The organism is Shewanella algicola, from assembly GCF_014648035.1.
GTDB classification, from domain to species: Bacteria; Pseudomonadota; Gammaproteobacteria; order Enterobacterales; family Shewanellaceae; genus Shewanella; species Shewanella algicola.
The window spans coordinates 33862-54217 of sequence record NZ_BMQI01000009.1; the positions used below are offsets into that span (position 1 = coordinate 33862).

At 43.5% G+C, this 20356-nt stretch carries 15 protein-coding genes; 8 read left to right on the forward strand and 7 right to left on the reverse strand.

Annotation, left to right across the window (positions count from 1 at the left end):
* Nucleotides 1-20: 20 nt before the first annotated feature.
* The 6 genes from IEY42_RS05555 (at nt 21) to dauA (ending at nt 9680) form a co-directional block, all read left to right on the forward strand.
* The gene (locus tag IEY42_RS05555; RefSeq protein WP_188924327.1) at nt 21-1427 is read left to right on the forward strand and encodes a TolC family protein; all 1407 of its coding nucleotides are present in this window, start codon (nt 21-23) and stop codon (nt 1425-1427) included.
* Nucleotides 1417-2622, forward strand: coding sequence for an efflux RND transporter periplasmic adaptor subunit (locus IEY42_RS05560; RefSeq protein ID WP_188924328.1), 1206 nt, complete (start codon nt 1417-1419; stop codon nt 2620-2622). Before IEY42_RS05555 ends, IEY42_RS05560 begins: the two co-directional genes overlap by 11 nt.
* 2 nt (nt 2623-2624) lie before the next feature.
* Nucleotides 2625-5780: an efflux RND transporter permease subunit gene (locus IEY42_RS05565; protein ID WP_188924329.1), complete on the forward strand. Its 3156-nt coding sequence runs from the start codon at nt 2625-2627 to the stop codon at nt 5778-5780.
* Between the two features lie 18 nt (nt 5781-5798).
* Nucleotides 5799-6488 carry a response regulator transcription factor gene (locus IEY42_RS05570; RefSeq protein ID WP_188924330.1) on the forward strand — a complete coding sequence of 230 codons (690 nt, stop codon included), beginning with the start codon at nt 5799-5801 and terminating at the stop codon, nt 6486-6488.
* Complete coding sequence (locus IEY42_RS05575) at nt 6485-7744, forward strand: sensor histidine kinase (RefSeq protein ID WP_188924331.1); 1260 nt, start codon at nt 6485-6487, stop codon at nt 7742-7744. The genes IEY42_RS05570 and IEY42_RS05575 overlap by 4 nt, the downstream gene beginning before the upstream one ends.
* A gap of 211 nt (nt 7745-7955) precedes the next feature.
* Nucleotides 7956-9680: a C4-dicarboxylic acid transporter DauA gene (dauA, locus tag IEY42_RS05580; RefSeq protein ID WP_188924332.1), complete on the forward strand. Its 1725-nt coding sequence runs from the start codon at nt 7956-7958 to the stop codon at nt 9678-9680.
* Nucleotides 9681-9757: 77 nt separating this feature from the next.
* Here the strand turns inward: dauA and IEY42_RS05585 are convergent, their stop codons facing one another.
* The 3 genes from IEY42_RS05585 to IEY42_RS05595 form a co-directional block, all read right to left on the reverse strand.
* Nucleotides 9758-10279 (reverse strand): DUF6702 family protein, encoded by a 522-nt coding sequence (locus IEY42_RS05585; RefSeq protein WP_188924333.1) that lies wholly within the window; start codon nt 10277-10279, stop codon nt 9758-9760.
* Nucleotides 10276-12732, reverse strand: a complete 2457-nt coding sequence (locus IEY42_RS05590; RefSeq protein WP_188924334.1) for a M1 family metallopeptidase — start codon at nt 12730-12732, stop codon at nt 10276-10278. The genes IEY42_RS05585 and IEY42_RS05590 overlap by 4 nt, the downstream gene beginning before the upstream one ends.
* A 172-nt stretch (nt 12733-12904) precedes the next feature.
* The gene (locus tag IEY42_RS05595; protein WP_188924335.1) at nt 12905-13696 is read right to left on the reverse strand and encodes a substrate-binding periplasmic protein; all 792 of its coding nucleotides are present in this window, start codon (nt 13694-13696) and stop codon (nt 12905-12907) included.
* A gap of 194 nt (nt 13697-13890) precedes the next feature.
* Between IEY42_RS05595 and IEY42_RS05600 the strand changes: the two genes are divergently transcribed.
* Both IEY42_RS05600 and IEY42_RS05605 read left to right on the forward strand, forming a co-directional pair.
* Nucleotides 13891-14898, forward strand: a complete 1008-nt coding sequence (locus IEY42_RS05600) for an NAD(P)H-quinone oxidoreductase (RefSeq protein ID WP_188924336.1) — start codon at nt 13891-13893, stop codon at nt 14896-14898.
* A gap of 410 nt (nt 14899-15308) precedes the next feature.
* Nucleotides 15309-15746, forward strand: a complete 438-nt coding sequence (locus tag IEY42_RS05605) for a hypothetical protein (protein ID WP_188924337.1) — start codon at nt 15309-15311, stop codon at nt 15744-15746.
* 112 nt (nt 15747-15858) lie between these two features.
* Here the strand turns inward: IEY42_RS05605 and IEY42_RS05610 are convergent, their stop codons facing one another.
* The 4 genes from IEY42_RS05610 to IEY42_RS05625 all read right to left on the reverse strand — a co-directional run bounded on the left by IEY42_RS05610 (nt 15859) and on the right by IEY42_RS05625 (nt 20313).
* Nucleotides 15859-16272 (reverse strand): DUF2391 family protein, encoded by a 414-nt coding sequence (locus tag IEY42_RS05610; protein ID WP_188917160.1) that lies wholly within the window; start codon nt 16270-16272, stop codon nt 15859-15861.
* The gene (locus tag IEY42_RS05615; RefSeq protein ID WP_188924338.1) at nt 16262-17302 is read right to left on the reverse strand and encodes an aldose epimerase family protein; all 1041 of its coding nucleotides are present in this window, start codon (nt 17300-17302) and stop codon (nt 16262-16264) included. The genes IEY42_RS05610 and IEY42_RS05615 overlap by 11 nt, the downstream gene beginning before the upstream one ends.
* 23 nt (nt 17303-17325) lie before the next feature.
* A complete protein-coding gene (gene galK, locus IEY42_RS05620) occupies nt 17326-18468 on the reverse strand; it encodes a galactokinase (RefSeq protein WP_188924339.1) in 1143 nt (380 codons plus the stop codon).
* 174 nt (nt 18469-18642) lie between these two features.
* Complete coding sequence (locus IEY42_RS05625; RefSeq protein WP_188924340.1) at nt 18643-20313, reverse strand: cation:proton antiporter domain-containing protein; 1671 nt, start codon at nt 20311-20313, stop codon at nt 18643-18645.
* Nucleotides 20314-20356: the final 43 nt, after the last annotated feature.

The following is a 20356-nucleotide window of genomic DNA, read 5'->3' on the forward strand; positions in this document are numbered from 1 at the left end:
ATGTTTTGAGGCGCAAAATCATGAAGGTAAAACCGGCTTTACGTAATGCAATGCTCGCACTGATGGTGTCGACTCTTTTGGGGTGCAGCAGCGTCGATTATGCCAATTATAGCGACCAAGCGAGCCAAACTGAGGCTGACCTTAGCCAACGTTTATTGACACAATTATTGGCAGACTCACAGGCAGATGACGCATCTTCAGCTGTTGCAGTAGCAAAATTAACGGATCTCGTAAATGTACCTGAATTACAGCAATTTATTACTACAGCACTAGAGAACAATCCTAGCTTGCAACAAAGCGTTGTGGCGTTAAATATGGCGTATGCCCAGCACGGTATTACCTCAGCAAGTCGTTTACCGTCGGTTGATGCGGGCTTTAGTGGCTCAGCAACAGAAGACAGTGACGACAGCTACACCACCGACATCACAGTGAGCTGGGAATTAGATTTGTGGCAAAAAATTGCCGACAGCAGCAATGCTGCCCTAAAAGATATTGCCAGCTCGCAAGCCAGTTTACAAAGTGCCAAAGATTTAGTGGCTGCTAATGTGATGCGCAGTTGGTTAGACATTAGCTTACAGCAGCAATTAGTCACCATTGAAACCCAGCGTTTAGCAGTGTTAGAAAATAACCGCGCACTTATTTTGGCCCGTTACCGTGTTGGTTTAGGCAATTTAGAAGACCTTGATAATGCTAATACTAGTGCCGCTAGCACTCGTGCAACATTGGCGAGTTATCAAGAGCAGCTTGCCCAAAGTAAACGTGACTTAACCCTATTAACCGGCGAATGGACCGGTAATGATTTAGGGGTAAACATTGCAGCAGCATTCCCTACGGTATTAAACCCTATTAGCTCGCTTGGACAGCAAAACCTTGGTCGCCGTCCAGACATTAAAACCGCTTTTTACAATATCGAAGCAGAATCATTACGTACCGATGCTGCTTATAAAGCGATGTTACCGTCGATCAGTTTATCTGCCAGTTTAACCGACATGGCAGAGTCGCCAAGTGATGCCTTACTTACCGGGCCACTCTGGAGCGCTCTTGGGCAGTTATCTGCGCCATTATTTCAAGGTGGTCTGTTAAAGTCGCAAGCCGAATTGGCGCGCTTAACCACTGAGCAAAGTTACTGGATTTATCAAGACACTCTATTAACCGCAGTTAACGAAGTTGAAAACAGCGTTGGCCAAGAGTATTCACTGGCTAAACAACAACAATATTTAACTGAGGCACAAATGAGTGCTGAGCGTAGTTTTGTCAGTTATGAAGAAAAATATCGCCAAGGTTTGGTTGATATTTTTGACCTACTCACAGTGCAGCAGCAAACCTATGATATTGAAGCGCAGCTTGCTAACACCATTTATAACCGTCTTATAAACCGAATTGATTTAGGCCTAGCATTGGGCTTAGGGGTATCGCATGAAGCTTAATCGTCTAAACGTTATTGTCACCGTATTATCTCTAGGCAGTATTTTTGTCGCTGTGGGATATACCGCATCGCACTTACCGTCGCCACCGAATCAAAAAGCACCACAGGTAGAGCAAGTTGAAAAACCTGTAGCAACAACGACTGCGGCATCATTATTACCACAAGTGGGTGTCGTCGCAGTGAGCGGACATGAATATCAAGCCGAAGTGATTGGTTTTGGTGAAGCAAAACCACGTTATGAACTCACCTTAAGTGCTGAAGTGAGCGGAAAGGTGATTCAACTAGATCGTCAATTTGAATCAGGTCAAGTGATCAAAAAAGGCACAGTATTGGGTAAAATTAATGATACCAGTTACCAACAAGCGCTAACTCAAGCGCAAACAGATGTCGCCCAAGCTGAACTTGATTTATTAGAAGAGCAACGTGAAGGTGAGCAAGCCAAAGCTGAGTGGTTACGTTCAGGTTTGTCTGGCGAACCTGCCTCGCCATTAGTGCTAAGAACCCCACAATTGGCACAAGCCACTGCGGCATTAGAAAATGCTAAGCAAGCCCTTAAAAAAGCCAAGCAAGATGTGGCATACACTAACATTACTGCCCCATTTGATGCGTTGATTATTAGTCGTAATATTCAGCCTGGCAGCTATGTGCAAGCAGGCACCGAACTTGGCACCTTATACAGTGTGGCAGAAGTTGAAATCAACGTCCCCTTGTCTGAAATGCAATGGAAAAACTTACCTGTATTTGATAACGCTGAGTTAGCTAAAACACCTTGGAGTGTCGCGTTACAAAGCACCGATGGTCAATATCAATGGCAAGGCTATATTGAGCGCGTAGAGCAACATTTAACTGAAACAAGCCGTCAACGTTCATTGGTTGTGGTAGTTGACGACCCACTTGCACAGCAAACCGATTTGTACCCAGGTACCTTTGTTAAAACTAACATTCAAGGTAAGTCGTTAACTAACTTATGGCAATTACCTTCGTCTGCTATATCGCAACAAGGTGATATTTGGTTTGTTGACGATAATGGCTTATTAGCTAAGTCCGCAGCCAATATTGCATTTGAAAAAGGCGGTTTTGTTTATGTGACGCCGATGACGAATAAGCAAGACATGCCAGCCAAAATGCAAATTGTAAAACGCCCATTGAGTAACTTTAAAGTCGGCACCAAAGTGCTTGCTAAGGAAGAGGTATAATTATGTCTGTTCCTCAATCGACTCACACTGGGGCAATAGCCTGGTTTGCCAGAAACTCAGTTGCCGCTAACTTGTTATTGATTGGCATGATTGTTGTCGGTTTATTCTCACTTAATAACTTGCGTAAAGAGGCGTTTCCGAGCCTAGAGCCTGATCGCGTCACCGTGTCTGTCACCTACGACAGTGGCGATCCTGTGCTTGCCGAAGAAGGTATAGCAATCAAAATTGAAGATGCTTTAGAAACCGTCCCTGGAATTAAACGCATCACCTCAACCTCTAATGCCGATGGCAGTAATGTGATTATTGAGAAAACCAGTTCGTATGATTTAGATACCTTGCTAACCGACATTAAAACCAATGTCGATGCAATTTATAACTTTCCTACTGAAGCTGAAAACCCGGTAATCGACAAGATGCGCTTGCAAGATCACGCGCTCTGGATTGAGATTTATGGTGATACAGACCGGATAACATTGCAGGCATTAGCTGAGCAATTAAAGACAGATCTTTTAAGCCAGGATGCGATTCACGACCTTGAGATTAAAGCTAAAGCTGAACCAATGATTTCGATTGAAGTCGATGAAGCTAAGCTACAAGCCTATGGATTAACCTTAGAGTCTGTTGCCAATGCCGTTAACGCAGAATCTGCGACGTCAATTTCGACCAGCTTATACAATGACGACAAAACTGTACGCTTAAAAGTGTCAGATCAGGCGTATCAAAAGCAAGATTTCATGGCGCTGCCCATCATTACTAACAGCCAGGGGTCGTTAATTACCTTAGGCGATATCGCCACGATAAAAGATGAGTTTGCCGACGACACCTTTGTATTGTCGCGTTATAACAATGTCAACTCAAGCGCGATTCAGATTGTAATGGATGAAAATGGCGACATCGTTAATATTGTCGAACAAGCCAAGCAAGTGGTTGAAAAATGGCGTAACTCGAGTGCATTACCTGAAAATGTCAGTATTGCCTCTTGGTATGACAAAAGTACCATGATTACCGAACGTTTAAGCTTATTGGTTAAAAATGCCCTAAGCGGTATTGCGTTAGTGTTTATCATTTTGGCGTTATTTTTAAACCTTCGCGTAGCGTTTTGGGTGGCAGCAGGTTTGCCGTTTGTGTTCTTTGGCACCTTGTTTTTCATGACCAACAATTTTGCCGGCTTAACCCTGAATGAAATGACTACCTTTGGCTTTATTATGGCGCTAGGTATTGTGGTGGATGACGCAGTAGTTGTCGGTGAGAGCGTGTACAGCACCCGGCAGAAATACGGCGATAACATCGACAACACCATTAAAGGCACACTAAAAGTAGCCACACCGACCATTTTTGGTGTGTTAACTACCGTGGTTGCGTTTGTGGCGTTAGCCAATGTTGAAGGGCGCTTAGGGCAAATTTATGCTCAGTTTGGCACGGTTGTGGCAATTTGTTTGATGTTGTCGCTGGTGGAATCTAAGTTTATTTTACCGTCGCATTTAGCCCATATTGATACTAAAAAACCTGTTAAAAAATCATGGTTTAACCACATTCAACATGCTGCCGACAGCGGTTTAAAGTGGTTTAGCCGAGTGATTTATCAGCCATTAATTGAAATCGCTCTGCGTTTTCGCTACGCCGTGGTGATGATATTTATTACCGTATTTATCGTGGTTGCAAGTATGCCGATCACTGGCAGTGTCAGGGTGGCATTTTTCCCAGATATTACGGGTGATACCGCTGTAGCTGATTTTTCTATGCAAAATGATGCCAGTTTTGGTCAAACCTATAAAAACTTAACCACCTTAGAAGCTGCTGCTAAACGCGTAGATGCTCAGCTTTCTGCCCAATATAGTGATGACACTGCGAGTTACCTTTCGAGTTTACATGTACTGGCTAGCAGTAGTGACTCTGGTCAGGTAATCGTTGAGTTAGCATCAGGTGCGCCGTATGCCCTAAAAGAATTTACCGTAAAATGGACCGAAGCGGTTGGCAAAATGGAAGGGGTTAAAAAGCTAAAAGTGTTAGCTAAAAGAGAAATGCTCGATAACTTTAAAGTAGAGATTAAAGCCAGCGATACCGAGTCAGTATTTGCCGCAGGCCAAGCGTTAAAAGCGGCTATCGAAACCATGGACGGCGTCAGTGGTATCGATAACAACCTAGATTTAGGTGAGCCACAATACCGCTTTGAATTAACCGCTCAAGGTCGCGCCCTTGGATTTGATACCGAAACCTTATCTGGGCAAGTATTGCAGTCATTTGGTGGCGGCGTGGTACAGCGTTTTCAACGGGGTAAAGACGAAGTAAAAGTGCGTGTACGTTACCCCGATGAAGACCGTCAAACCATTGCTGATGTCAAACTAGCTAATGTTCGCACCAGTGACGGTACCATAGTGCCATTAAGCCATGTTGCCGATATTTTTAATGACTATCAGCCATCAAGTATCACCCGTATTGATAGCCAACGTGCGGTGTATATTAGCGCTGTGTTAAACAAAGACAAAATTGCTTCTAATGAGCTAGTCAGCCAATTACAGCAGTCGTTAGTGCCACAACTTGAAGTGCAATACCCAGGCGTGAGCTTTAATTTTGCTGGTGAAGCGGAACAACAAGCAGAAACCACCAGTTCAATAGGGTCGATGTTTGTGCTGGCGTTGATTGCGATTTATGCCTTATTAGCCATTCCGCTTAAGTCGTATGTGCAGCCGGTGATCATTATGACCGCGATTCCATTTGGTGTAGTTGGGGCGATTTTAGGCCATTGGTGGAACGACTTAACCATCAGTATTTTATCGTTAAATGGTATATTGGCCTTAAGTGGTGTGGTGGTAAACGACAGTCTATTATTGGTGTCGCGCTTTAATGAATTGATTAAAGAAGAAGGCTTGTCGGTACATGATGCGATTGTTGAGTCATGCACTGGGCGCTTACGTGCTGTACTGCTAACATCGGTGACTACATTTGCGGGGTTAGCACCGTTATTAGGTGAAACCTCATTACAAGCACAGTTCTTAATTCCTGCAGCGGCTGCACTTGGGTATGGTATTTTGTTTGCCACAGTGATTACCTTGATTTTGACACCGTCATTGTTGTTGATTCAATGTGAAATAAATGACTTTATCACTAATATCATGAATAAGTTACGCCCTAATCATGACGCAACAGCGTCAGCATAATAATAAGGAGCCTGTTCGATGACAGCTGGTAAATTACAGTTATTATTGGTCGAAGATGATCTCGATCTCGCCACAGCTGTTATCGAGTATTTAGAACTCGAAGACATCTTGTGCGATCACAGTGCTAATGGTTTGGCTGGGCTGCATTTGATTCAGCAAAACCATTATGACGCGATTATTTTGGATTTAAATTTACCTAAAATGAATGGCTTGCAAGTGTGTGAGTCTATCCGCGCTGAAGGTATTGATGTGCCTGTACTAATGCTCACGGCACGTGACACTCTAGATGACAAGCTCACTGGTTTTGCCAATGGGACAGATGATTATTTGGTAAAACCATTTGCTATGGAAGAGCTTATCGTCAGAATTAAAGTGTTGGCTCGTCGTCGCAGTGGTCAGGTGCAGCGGTTGGCGGTCGCTAATTTAGTCGTTGATATGCAAAAAAAGCAAGCTTTTCGTAATAATATCGAATTAAAACTGTCGCCGACCGCATTAAAAATTTTAATCGTATTGATGCGGGCTAGTCCAAACCCTGTGTCGCGGGAAAAGCTCATGCAAATGGTATGGGGTGATGAACAACCCGACAGTAACAGCTTAAAAGTACACATTTTTAATTTGCGTAAGCAAGTTGATGCAGACCATGACAATAAGCTACTGCACACAGTGAGTGGCTACGGTTTTGCAATAAAGGAATCTGATCGGTCATGAAAATACTCCCGAGTATTCGCTTATATGTACTGCTGGCAATGTTGGTTACCGGCATTGGTACCATATTGATTTTGTCGGCACTGAGCTTACATTACTTTACTGCAGGTCTGGATTCATCGATGCGAATGGCGATGTATGCTCAAGGGCAGCTGCAAAATGTATCAGACGGAAAGCCCTATCAGTTTGATGCATTTACTGTTGCCAGTCGCTGGCAAGATATCCCCGAAAACGTGCGCCAAATTATGCTTGAGCCACCAACAGAATTCAATGTGCTTAATAAAACCATTATTGGCGGTAATTTCATTACCCCGCCAGATGCGGGCTATTTTACCATGAAAGTGCAATACGGCGCTGAAACACGCTTTGTCTCCACCGTATTTGAGCGCGACAAAATAGGCGCCTTTAAGCGAAATGGCCCCCCTTATTTTTTAATCATTTTGCTAACGGCAATATTCGGCATTATTGCTTTTGCTGTCGTACTCATTTGGGTGATGCGCCGGGTAACACTGCCAGTAGAAAGGCTCAAAAACTGGGCTAAAGGGCTGAATACTCAGCAACTTGATAAGCCTACGCCAGACTTTCACTACAGCGAGCTTAATACCTTAGCGACAATTATTAAAACCAGCTTGAGCACAGTGCAAGACAGTTTATCGCGTGAGCAACAGTTTTTGAGTTATGCCAGTCACGAGCTGCGCACGCCCATAGCGGTTATTCGTACCAATACCGAGTTGCTGCAAAAATTGATAAGCAAAGGCGCGAGTGCGGAAAAACAAGCCCAGGTTGTAGAGCGGATTGAGCGTGCAGGGCTGACCATGACTGATTTAACCGAAACCTTATTGTGGTTAAATCGGCGTGAAGGTAAAAGTTTACCCATTATTGAGGTAAGTTTAGACCAACTTATTCGCCAATTAGTGAGCGATCTGACCTATTTAGTCAAAGGTAAAGATATCGACATTAGTATTGAAACAGACGAGTCAGTGCAACAGCTGCCAGGCACATTATGCCGTATTATTATGACCAATCTTATCCGTAATGCGCTGCAACATACCATGAAGGGCAGTGTGAGCATTGTGCAACAGGATTACTCTGTCAGCATCATTAATCAGTGTGAATCTTACTCGAATAATAGTGAAGATTTAGGTTTTGGCTTAGGGCTTGAGCTCACAACAAGGCTCATTAAACAATATGATTGGCAGTATCAAAATATTGAAACCAATCGCGGCCGTAAGGTGTCTATCGATTTTACTGCGGATTAATATTTATATATCAATAAGTTAATGGCCGAATTAATAACTGGGTTAATCACTAAAGCCACCTAGCGTGGCTTTTTTATTGGTATGATTATTCATTATAATGTGATGATAATGAAGTTATCATCAAGTGGTAACTTAATTTGATTGTGCTAGCGCGCAATCGGCCTATAATGAGGGGTATCTTTTATACCGCCTAGGTTATGGGATCGCCTCAATGAAATACCGCACACATTTATTTTCTCTTCGTATCGGGCATGCGCTCCGAGAGTCCTTAAAAGACAACCCCTACAGCATTGCTGTATTTTCTAAAGATTTATTAGCAGGGTTAACCGTTGGTATTATTGCCATTCCCCTAGCAATGGCATTGGCTATTGCTATTGGCGTGGCGCCGCAATACGGCTTATACACTGCCATTATTGCCGGATTAATTATTCCGCTAACCGGGGGCTCGCGTTATAGCGTATCTGGGCCAACGGCCGCGTTTGTTGTCATTCTTTATCCTATCGTGCAGCAATATGGCCTGTCTGGGTTGTTACTTGCGAGCATTTTATCTGGAGTGATGCTGATTATCATGGCGTTGTTTCGCCTGGGTCGTTTTATTCAATACATTCCTGAGTCAGTGACGTTAGGTTTTACTGGCGGGATTGCCGTTGTTATTGCTGTGCTGCAAGTAAAAGACTTTTTTGGATTGAACATTACAGAAATGCCTGAAAGCTTTGTGGGTAAAGTGGCCACCTTAACCCAAGAAATACCGGGGTTTTCTGGGCCTACGTTGCTGGTAGGTTTAAGCACTTTAGTGGTGTTTATTTTGTGGCCAAAGCTTAAGATAGCGGTGCCTGCGCATTTACCCGCAGTAGTGGTAGGCAGCATCGTGGCTTTGATGTTAAATCTGTTAGGGTTTCATGTCGCGACGATTGGCTCAACCTTCAGTTTTACCTTAGCCGACGGCTCTATTGGCGCAGGGATCCCATCGATGTTACCTGATTTTGAATGGCCCTGGTTGCGATCACAAGTCGGAGAATCGCCATTGGCGTTTAGTTGGCAATTAGTCAGCGATTTATTGTCAGCGGCATTTGCCATTGCCATGTTGGGCGCAATTGAATCGTTACTGTGCGCAGTAGTGCTAGACGGTATGTCAGGCAAAAAGCACAGTGCCAATAGCGAATTATTGGGCCAGGGTATCGGCAATATTATTACGCCATTTTTTGGCGGGATTACCGCGACTGCGGCAATTGCTCGTTCGGCAGCCAATTTTAAATCGGGCGCGGTAAGTCCTGTAGCCGCCATGATCCACGCGCTGGTGGTATTAGTGTCGTTGTTGTCCTTGAGTGCTATTTTGGCATACATCCCTATGGCGGGCATGTCGGCATTACTCATCATGGTGGCGTGGAACATGAGCGAAGCGCCCAAGATTATTCATTTAATTAAAAAAGCTCCTGCTAGTGAAGTATTGGTGTTGATGGTGTGTTTATTACTGACCATATTTTTCGACATGGTGATCGCGATCAGCGCCGGGATTATTTTGGCTTCGTTGTTATTTATGAAGCAAGTAGCCGACATGACCAAAGTGCAAGACATTAGCGAGCAGAAAAAACACATCCATGTTGAACTGCCACCACGTTGGAAAGTGTTTAAAATTAACGGGCCATTATTTTTTGCTGCCGCTGATGGCGTCTTTGGTGAGTTGGTTCATTTAAGTGCCGAACAAGATGGCGTGGTATTGTATTTCGATGGGGTGTCTATTTTAGACTCTGGCGGTGTTGCGGCGTTATACAAATACATTGCCAAATGTAAGCACGATAACACCCGAGTCTTGTTGGCGGACTTTCAATTTCAGCCACTAAAAACCCTGGCAAAAGCAGGCTTTAAGCCCGATGGCGTTCAGTGCGTAACGTATTCAACCTTAGCCGATGCGCTAGATGATGTAGTGAAAACTTAACAGCCTCTATAACTAAACTTACAGGAGCCGTTATAACGATTCACAACGCAGAAGTGCTATCTATTGAATAGATTGAGTTACTTGACCGGTTTAGCCACTTCAATGTAGTGCCACGAGTCAGCAATGTGTAGCCTTACCGAGGTGACGCGCTTATTACGCTCTACATTGATGTGGTTGATTTGTTCTGACCACAACTCTTGTAGTGCAGTCATTTTAAGGTAAAACCCATCCATATCTGCCGTTATCGGGGTTTCTTGATACACCCACAAATACTTACCTTCCAACTCGGTGCCAACATAAGTCAGTGTGAGCGGTTGCTGTTGTTGATCTTGCATGGCAAAGGTTGAAATAGCGTAATACGCAAAGGCATCGCGTCCAACCGGATCGCTGATCAAATCCGTGTTTTTATCGATCACTTGTTGGGCGGCATGTTCAGCATCGTGTAGATAAAAACGATGTTGAATTTCTAGCATGCCGCTGCGCTGATTAAACACAATACTGGTGTAGGCTTCTTTTTGCTGGTGGCCAAAGGCTTTACCCGCAAGCAAACCTAAACTCATCATACTGATTAATACTAAGCTGATTAATGGACGCATCATTTCTTTTTTACCTTCATCTCAGGCTCTTTCAGTGCTTCTTTGTTGTCATGCATAATATCGCGATACTGATTGCCCTTACGCTCTTCCTCTTTAAAGGCTTCAATGCGTGATGGAATAATTTGCCGCGGATAATAGTTGTTTTCAATATCGACGTCGGCTGTTTCACCACGGCGGTCAATCACAGCAGAGACCAGAATATTGTCTTTATCGGTCACAATGAGCTTACTGACCTGCGAAGGCGAACGACGCCAAATTTCAGCTGGCAACACTAACGATTCAGTGTTGCCATTCTCGAAGGTTAGCTCGAGCAGGATAGGCATCACGAGACCACCAAGATTAGTAAAGTTAAACACGTAGTAGTTTTTATCTTCTTTTAGTGCTCGAGCAAGCACTTGTTGCTCCCACGGGTCGAGCTCAGCGTGTTTTTTGTTGTACTTATTTCGCTCTTTATTGGTAACGCTAAATTGATCGTGTTGGTCATGATAATCAAGGTTGTCTGAGTTCAGTTCAACCCAGGTTTTTTGGCCACTTTGTTGATTGCGCTCCACCGAATAAGGCATGGGTTTAGCTTGATAGTCTTGACGACGGCGCTCAAAATCAATGTCTGGATTGTTAGTGTCCAGGCGCAGTTTATAAATGCGGTCTAGCGAGATATCCACATGGTCAGTGGTGTAAAACCAGCCACGGAAAAACCAATCTAAATCAACTCCAGAAGCTTCTTCCATGGTGCGGAAAAAATCGCTCGGTGTTGGGCGCTTGTTCATCCAGCGGCGGCTGTATTCTTGAAATGCAAAGTCAAATAATTCACGGCCTAATACCACTTCGCGCAAAATATTTAATGCTACAGCAGGTTTAATATAAGCATTTGGCCCAAGCTGCAACACACTGTCTGATTGGGTCATAATAGGCACTTGCACGTTTGACTTCATGTATTCGGTGACGTCACTTGGCTCACGCCCCCAGGGTAAATCTGGATCCCATTCGCGAGTGGCAATACCGTCTAAAAAGCTGTTTATGCCTTCGTCCATCCAGGTCCATTGGCGTTCGTCTGAGTTTACAATCATCGGGAAGTAATTATGGCCGACTTCGTGAATAACCACGCCGATCAAAAATTGTTTTTCAGACAAGGTATAGGTGCGGCTTTCATCGTCATGCCAAATGGTGCGCGGACCATTAAAGCTGATCATTGGGTATTCCATGCCGCCAACAGGTCCATTGACACTAATGGCTGCAGGGTAGGGATAGTCGAAGGTAAAACGCGAATAAACCTTAAGTGTATGGATCACCGAGGCCGTTGAATATCGCTGCCACAGCTCGCCACCTTCTTTGGGGTAAAAAGACATTGCCATTACGTGAGGATTTTGGCTGTCTTTTTGCTGATAACCTTGTGCATCCCATATAAATTTACGCGATGATGCCCATGCAAAATCGCGAACATTGTCAGCTTTAAAGTGCCATGTTTTAGTGCCTTTAGCCGTACTCGATTCATTGGCGAGTGCTTCATCTGCCGAGACTATAAACACTGGCTTTTCAGCGGTTTTTGCTTTCTCTAAACGCTTAAGCTGTGTAGCTGAAAGTACATTTTTGCTGTTTTGTAATACGCCTGTGGCTGTGACGATATGGTCGCTCGGTACAGTCATACTGACATCGTAATTACCAAACTCGAGGGTAAACTCACCACTGCCTAAAAACTCTTTGTTGTGCCACGCTTCGTAGTCAGAATAGCTAGCGACTCGTGGAAACCATTGGGCTAATAAAAAGATGTCATTGCCACCTTCACGCTCATCGTCAGGAAAGTGTTCATAACCCGAACGAGCTCCAACGGCGTCTTCTTCTAAAATATTGTAGCTGTAATTTATATTGAGTTTAGTGGATTGATTGTGAGGTAACGGCTTGGGTAAATCGATACGCATTTGAGCGCCGACGATGGTGTATTTTAATGGTTTTTTGTTTGCATCGGTTACTGCTGTTATCTGGTAACCAAGACTGTTGTCGGCTAAAAATTGTTGGCGACGCAGATCTTGTAGGCTGATTTTTGCAAATGCATTGTCGCCATAAGAGTTCGTCGCGCTCACACTGCCATCAACACCATTAAAGGTGCTACTGCGCTCAGCGATGGAGTCAGATTTAAAACGATTTTGCTCTAGCTGTAACCACAGATATTTAAGCTTATACGGAGAATTGTTGTGGTAAGTAATGACTTGCTCACCTTCAATGCGGCGCTTTGTTTCATCTAACGTGACATTGATTTTGTAGTCAACTTGCTGTTGCCAATAGTCTTTTCCTGGCTCGCCGGCTGCATTGCGGTAATCATTTGCGGTGGGTAGGCTTTCCTCAAGCTGACGAAACTTATCTTCAAAATGGCCTTTGCTTTGAACAATTTCTGAAGCCGAGCCGGTAAAAATGACTGAACTGGTAAAGGCCAATAACAGCAGTTGGCGATATACGCGCATAAACATTCCTCAAACACCTGTGAGCAGGTGCCAATATTGCCAAAATAATGATTTATTGTATTTTTTATAGGCAGAGTGTAACTAAGTTGGAATGAATATACAGTGAAATAGTGTTACCAAATCTTGCGCATTACCAATGGGTATTTAGAGATGGATAATGAAGTGAATAACATCAATTAAGCACAGGGAGGAACTTGTGCAGACGTTTATGGCGTGCATTATCATAACTCATTTCTGGTAATACATTGTATTTGTTGATAATACTTTGATATTCGCCATTGTCTTTAAGCAGAGCAATACCGTTAGCCAACATAACGGCATTTGCCTGATTTTGCTGATTAAATCCTACATATAAGGGCACTGGTTTGCCTATCGTACCTGCATAACGCAATTGTTGACTTAAGTTTAATTGACTCGCGGTGTACTCAATGACATTTTTGTTGTCGATGATCACCGAATGACGACTTTTTACTAGGCGAATGATGTTCATCGCTAAGGGGTCGCTGCCAGAGGCAAAGTAACTGTTGGTGTGTGCGTTTAGCCAAGCATCAAGTTCTACACCATAATCGTAACCCGTCACGACCGCAGCCTGCTGGGTAAAATTAAGATCTGATATATAGCTAAACGATTCTTGGCTGTCGACTAAGGTATAGAAATCATTAGTGTTATAGCCTAAAACAACATTCGCACTCACTAAATTATTATTGGCAATGGCGCTTGGGGGTAAAGCTAACACGGCATTAATATTGTTTCTTTGTAGCTCAACTAAGGCGCGTTTATACGGAATCGTTATAAACTCAACTTTTTGGTTTTGGATTTCAAAAGCACGTTGTGTTAATTCTACAATATAGCCTTTTTGATTTTCGCAAACATAGGGGCACCAAATATCTGATGCAATCCGAATCGGCGTTGCATGGGCGTGAATACTGGCTAACAACAGTATAAATGATAGATATTTTATCAAGCATTTTGCTCCATGGTTTAAGCGGTCGGGTATAGTAAAGGTTCAGCTAATATAGGCAACCTATTTGGGTGTTTAAAGACGCTTATTGTTCGTTTTCTTGAAAATTGTGCTGATTTTGTAAACATACAATTGACCGAATAACAGCCTACTTATATCTGCTTACATTTTAATAACACTAAATTGAGACAACATTTATGGCAACACATAACAGACAATTTACCCATGTGACTGTTGAGCAACCCGGCGAACCTAGCGTCATGACCATGACGCAGTCAATACTCGAGTTACCGTCAGCAGGCCAGGTCACCATTAAAGTGTATGCAGCTGGTGTTAATGGCCCTGATATTAAACAGCGCGTTGGTGCTTATCCGCCGCCAGCTGGGGCGAGCCCTATTATTGGTTTAGAAGTTGCTGGCGAAATTATTGCGGTGGCAGACGATGTGACGCAATGGCAAGTGGGCGACAAAGTGTGCGCATTAGTGCCAGGTGGCGGCTATGCCGAGTTAGTGAACACTTACGCGGCCCATTGCTTACCTATTCCGACGGGTTACAGTTATGTGCAAGCGGCAGGGCTACCTGAGACCTTTTTTACCGTGTGGGGTAACTTGTTTATTCGCGGTGGATTAAAAGCGGGTGAAACGGTATTGATCCATGGCGGTTCTGGCGGCATCGGTACTACTGCTATTCAGATGGCAAGCCGTTTAGGAGCAAAAGTGTTTGCTACCTCTGGCAATGCCGAAAAATGCCAATACTGTTTAGATCAAGGTGCCAGTATGGCGATTAATTACAACGAAGAGCCATTTGTGGAGCCTATTTTAGCTGCTACCCAGGGCGTTGGCGTGAATGTGATTATGGATATCGCTGGTGGCGACTTTATTAATGAAAACCTCAAAGCGATAGCCACCGACGGACGCATGGTGTCAGTGGCAATGCAGCGCGGCCCACAAGCAACTATCGATATTTTCCGTATTATGGCAAAACGCGTGGTGTGGACAGGTTCAACGCTGCGCCCACAAAGTATCGCCAATAAAGCACAAATTGCGCAAGGCTTAGCAGAGCATGTATGGCCGTTATTAAGCAGTGGTGATATGTCGATTCCAATCGACAGTGTTTTTCCTTTTTCACAGGTTGTACAAGCGCACCAATTAATGGAGTCTGGCAAACATAAAGGCAAAATTGTGTTGGATTTAGGTGTTCAGTAAAGATGTTTCAACAACAGGGTGATGTTGATAATATTTTTTAGACAAAAAACTTGAAGGCTGATTTATTTAGGCTATTGTCCAGTTATCAAGGTTCAGTTATCAAGGTCCAGTTATCGAGGTTCAGTTATCGAGGTTCAGTTATCGAGATGATTGACTTGGTCGATTTATCGGGCTAATAGCCATACTTTTAGCAAGGGTACTGGCCTTGATATGAAGAAATTTTTCTAAGATTGTTGTTTTTATGCGATTACGCGAAAAATTCATCGTTTTAGGCATTGATTCTCAGAAATATTCTGTTTAAATACCCACGTAAATACAGAACAGATAATCGTGGTGCAGATTGGGTGTTTTATTACCCAGTATACTGCATCATTTTTAGAATATGTGTTGATTTAAGGGCGTTAGCATATATGTATAACACAGCAAAAAAACTTTGGGTTGGTGAGTTAAGAACGTCGAAAGGCAATACTATCGTCGTTTATGATGGCCAATTACCACAAGCGTCTCCAGGGCGCGTCTACATGTTCCACACTGTGCGAAATACCATAGTTGAATTTGTAGAAGACATCGTTAAAGTTAATTTACACGACTTAGATGACGAACAAACAAAAGCCGCAATGGCTGAGTTTGGAGATGCTTGGAAAGCTGCTCGCGCTGAGTTTATGTCAAAGCATCAATCACGGATAGATTTGTCAAAAGTGCCAGATACGGCACCACCTCGCAAAGCCAAACCAGTGGCTGAGCCTGATGAAGTTGCAGATTCAGATGATGATATACCAGATTTTGATGATTCTGATGACGACGATGACGATAATTTCGACGAAATGGGTGATAACCTAGACGATTAATCTTGTAAGTAAGCTATTGATAATATATTACTTAACTATGGTTTATTGGGTTATCAAAACGGCATAAAGAATGACGATTCTTTATGCCGTTTTTTTGTTCAGTGTTGTTGGGTTATTCTTTATCGAAACTGTCGACAATAATTGCACCCATCGATGCAGGCATCGCAATTAAAATAATGCGCTTTAAGGCTAAAATAGGGTCGGTTAACAACGGCAGTTTATTTAATGCCAATAACACTATGCCTACCACTAATAACGTCAACAAATACGCTGCCACCACCCGCAATAAAAACGCCCCTCGACGATTAACAATATTGGCCTGAAACACGCTTTGATAAGCAAATAAAGTAATAAACGCCAACGACAACAATACCACCAGAACCAAATTGAGTGTCGGTAAACTGGCCGACAAGCGCCACGCTTCTTCAGAAAACGCAATCGGCACCGACAGGGCAAAAGCCCCGACGGCGATTTGGCCGATATCTTCGGCGTTAAATGTGGGTTTGGGGTGCAAATTATTCAACATCGAACTGATAACGAGTCATGTGATGGTACAGCTTGTCTGGTGTTATCCATACTTCGCTTGCGCCAGGCAGACTCGGTTGATTTGGTGAGTCTGGCAGCATTTGCGGTTCAATACACACCGCTTGATGGTCTACAAGTACTCGCTGCTTTTTCGCGACAGTGCCTTGTAAAAAGTTCGCCCCATATACCTGCACGCCAGGTTGATTGGTGTAAACCGTCATATTACGGCCGCTATTGGGGCTGGCTAAACAGCCAAAGCGTTGTAAATCAGCTCCTGGGTTATCAAGTACATAACAGTGATCAAAACCGTTAGTGGCTGCCAATGCGGCGCGCTGTGTTTGTACCGACATTGGTGTGGCTGTCGCCATATCAAGGTCGCTACCTTGAGTAGATTCGATAGCGATAGGCACACCCACATCATTCATGGTGAGGTAGCGGGTCGCATCCACTTGTAGAGTATGCTCTGCATTAGTGTTGCTGCGGTTACCGTCTAAATTAAAGTAACTGTGCTGAGTTAAGCTTATTGGGCAGGTTTTGTCGGTGCTGGCGAGTATTTCAATGTACAAATTATTTCCGGCTAGGCGGTAATCTAATTGCACAGTGCAATTACCTGGGAACCCCATGTCACCATCAGGACTTTTAAGGGTTAAGCGCACACCATCACTTAGGGTGCCTAATTGCCATAATTTACGGTTAAAACCTTCAACACCACCGTGTAAACAGTTGGTGGCTTGATTAACGCTAAGTGAATAGCGCTGGTCTTGGTATTGCATTGTGCCATTGGCAATACGATTACTATAACGGCCAGCAACAGCGCCTAAATGCACTTGTTGGGTTAAATAATCTTCTGCGCTATCACAGCCTAAAACAATATTTTTACGCTCACCATTGCGATCGGGTGTCCATAATGACCGAATGATGCCGCCTAGACTTAATACTTCAAGTGCGATGATGCCATTATCTATCCTGACCCGCTCAATCTCGCCACCACGAGGATCTTGCCAAGGTTCCAGCACACTAAAACGTACCATTTACGCCTCTCTAATTGTTATTTCTAGCTGATGCGTCCTGCACCGCCACTGGCTGAACATAAGTGAATTGTTGCTTCTATGCCTGTTTTATCAAAAAACTGATTTTCGACTAAATTAATCACATCATCGCTTAAGTCATGGCTCACCAATGCAAGGACACAGCCATCACTCATACGTACGCCACCTTGCTCACCTATCAAAGTTGAAATCATGGTGACCAAGGTGTCTATTTCTGGGCTAATAATGTCAAAGTCATCACGCATAGATGCTTGCGACTGTGCCATTAGCTGGCTAAAGCGAGCAATATTGTTTTGTTGCAATGCGCGAGCTGCATTACTGGTGCGTTGGTTTTCACTAATGATGTGACGCGCTCGGCGAAACTGTTCATCATCCAATAGTGTTTTACTATGATTTAACTGACTTAAAGACAGGTCACGTAATGAATCAAGTCCGAGCAGCTGGGTAATGTTATTAGCTTGTTTTTTACGTTGCTCAAATTGTTGAGTAAATGCATGTCTGTCTTGTTTGGTATCAATAATAATCATACTCAGGTCTTCGGGCAGCAATACGGGTTCGCTTTCGAGCTCTAAGCAGTCAATTAATAAGGCGTGGTCGGGTTCAGCCATGGCACTGATCATTTGGTCCATCATGCCGCAATCTAAACACATAAATTGGCTTTCACCGCGCTGGGCAAGTTGTGCAATGGCTAATGGAGATAAATGTAACTGACTGGCGTAGCTAATGGCGGTACCAAAGGCGATTTCTAACGCTGCCGATGACGATAAGCCGGCACCTAATGGTACGTCGCCGACGATGGCTAAATCGAGTCCATTAGCTTGTAAGCCAGATTGATTCATGGCCGCAGTAACGCATTTTAAATAATGGCTCCAATCATCGCCTGCAGCCACAGAGCCTTCTTCACCAAAAAACCATTGTTTTATTTGCCCAGGAAAGGCAGTGGTGACCGCGCGAAATAAGTTATCTTCGCGGTGCTTTACTGCAATAACGGTATGGAAATTAATTGCCGCAGGGAGCGCTAAACCTTCGTTATAATCGGTATGTTCACCCATAATATTCACTCGGCCGGGAGCTTGATATAACTCATCAGGCTTGGTGCCGAATGTTTGAACAAATAATTTAGTGGCGCGTTGAGCAGGGTTAGACATACTTCAAAAAATCCAACTAAAGAGTGACAAGAAAAGACTAATTTACATTATTGAGTTATAGCATGACTTTACGGTACCTGTAACTGAGATTTTCTTATCGGAAGCAAAATTGAAAATACTGTGTCGTAAACAAAACGCCTACATTTATAGGTAGGCGTTTGGTATTAGTTCATTTTATGATGGCTGTTTTACGTGTTGCGTTTCAGTATCATCTTCATCAGCTTCGGCAGCACTAACAAAAGTAAACTCCGGTACTAATTCAGGTGGCGATTCGAGCAACTCATGGATTACATGGTCAACAAAACCTGCACCAGCGGCTTCGTACAAGTTATAAACCGTGTGTACGCCAGAGTCTCTTAATGACTCAGCGTCTTCAGCAAATTGTACAATTGCACTGATTTTACCTTCATAATTGAGTTTATGGAGTTGCTGCACTGCAAACAAATTACCTACGTGATTTGGCATCGCTAAGAGCACTAATTCAAGGTTTGGTGCGCGTTCTAGTTTTTCCCAAAAATCGGTATCGCTAGCGTCACCTTGCACAACATTTCTGTCATTAGTGCGATGAAAATCCACCAGTTCTTGCTTGTGCTCAATCCCTAAAATTTCTCCGGTATATTTAGCGCGTAACTCATCGTAAGCACCAGAACCAATGCGGCCCATGCCTAAAATTAAAAAGCGAGGATTACCAATTTTAATCTGTCTGTCTTCAGGATGAAGCGGGTGACGCTCAAGCTTGGTAAGCTTTGATTGGTAGCGCTGATAAATCTTACTGACACTGTTGTTTAATGGCGCAGCAAATAAAAAGCTAATACTCAATGCAACAGCAATAATGATTAACCACTCTGGTGGTAACCAACCCTTATAAGCCGCAACTGCAGCCACAATAAGACCAAACTCACTGTAGTTACCCAGGTTAAACGAGGCTAACAATGAGGTACGCGAGCGCAGTTTAAAGCGAGTTAACAGGTAAACAAACATCACTATTTTAACGGGCACCAATACCACTAAAATGGCCGCTAAGCCAATATCGGCCAAAGTAGGCAAACCATTTAAACCAATGGTTAAGAAAAACGCGACTAAAAAGAGCTCTTTAAAGAAGTAGATCGACTTGGCTAACTCAGATGATTTAGCATGCCCTGCCAGTAAAATACCGATAATCAGCGCGCCTAAATCGGGTTTTAAACCGACAGCCTCAAATAACCATGCTCCCACAACTAATGCCATGACTAAGCCAAAGAGCACCAGCATTTCACCGTGGCCAACTCGGTCAAATAGTTTATAAATTAGCGGGCGAGCCAACGGTAGTAGTAATAATCCCAGAGCCCAAACCGATGGAATGTTACCTTTTGAAATAGTTAAAAATATCACCGCAAAGATATCTTGCATAATCAAGATACCAATCGCAACACGGCCGTAAAGTGACTGCATATCACCGCTGTCTTCAAGCACTTTTACCGCAAATACCGTGCTCGAAAAGCTCAGGGCAAATGACACTAACATCAGCTGATTAATGCTAAATCCGTCGAGTTGTTCTATGCCTAAAAAGCCAAGTAATTTGAGTACAGGGACAAAAAAGATAATCGAACCAATTAAATGTAGGCTTGAACCTGCCCAAACTTCGGCTTTAAATAAACTTTTAATATCGAGTTTAAGACCAATAGAAAACAGCAGCAGCGTGACTCCTAAATCAGCCAACTGTTGCAAAATGGGTAAGCTAGAATCTTCAATGCCGAAAGTGAATAGTACGAATCCCGCGATAAGGTAACCAATGAGTGGTGGTAAGCCGACTCGACTCACCAACATGCCGCACAATAAGGTGATGATAAGAATAGCGGGTTCCATAAAACTCCTTGAAAGAGGGGTATAAAACCATATTGTATAAGAA

Bases quoted from the DNA above. Each gene is read 5' to 3' on its own strand.
- IEY42_RS05615 (WP_188924338.1), bottom strand. From the start codon at position 17,302: ATGGTACGTTTTAGTGTGCTGGAACCTTGGCAAGATCCTCGTGGTGGC.
- IEY42_RS05605 (WP_188924337.1), top strand. From the start codon at position 15,309: ATGTATAACACAGCAAAAAAACTTTGGGTTGGTGAGTTAAGAACGTCG.
- IEY42_RS05600 (WP_188924336.1), top strand. From the start codon at position 13,891: ATGGCAACACATAACAGACAATTTACCCATGTGACTGTTGAGCAACCC.
- IEY42_RS05555 (WP_188924327.1), top strand. From the start codon at position 21: ATGAAGGTAAAACCGGCTTTACGTAATGCAATGCTCGCACTGATGGTG.
- dauA (WP_188924332.1), top strand. From the start codon at position 7,956: ATGAAATACCGCACACATTTATTTTCTCTTCGTATCGGGCATGCGCTC.
- IEY42_RS05575 (WP_188924331.1), top strand. From the start codon at position 6,485: ATGAAAATACTCCCGAGTATTCGCTTATATGTACTGCTGGCAATGTTG.
- IEY42_RS05585 (WP_188924333.1), bottom strand. From the start codon at position 10,279: ATGATGCGTCCATTAATCAGCTTAGTATTAATCAGTATGATGAGTTTA.
- IEY42_RS05560 (WP_188924328.1), top strand. From the start codon at position 1,417: ATGAAGCTTAATCGTCTAAACGTTATTGTCACCGTATTATCTCTAGGC.
- IEY42_RS05590 (WP_188924334.1), bottom strand. From the start codon at position 12,732: ATGCGCGTATATCGCCAACTGCTGTTATTGGCCTTTACCAGTTCAGTC.
- IEY42_RS05570 (WP_188924330.1), top strand. From the start codon at position 5,799: ATGACAGCTGGTAAATTACAGTTATTATTGGTCGAAGATGATCTCGAT.
- galK (WP_188924339.1), bottom strand. From the start codon at position 18,468: ATGTCTAACCCTGCTCAACGCGCCACTAAATTATTTGTTCAAACATTC.
- IEY42_RS05625 (WP_188924340.1), bottom strand. From the start codon at position 20,313: ATGGAACCCGCTATTCTTATCATCACCTTATTGTGCGGCATGTTGGTG.
- IEY42_RS05565 (WP_188924329.1), top strand. From the start codon at position 2,625: ATGTCTGTTCCTCAATCGACTCACACTGGGGCAATAGCCTGGTTTGCC.
- IEY42_RS05610 (WP_188917160.1), bottom strand. From the start codon at position 16,272: ATGTTGAATAATTTGCACCCCAAACCCACATTTAACGCCGAAGATATC.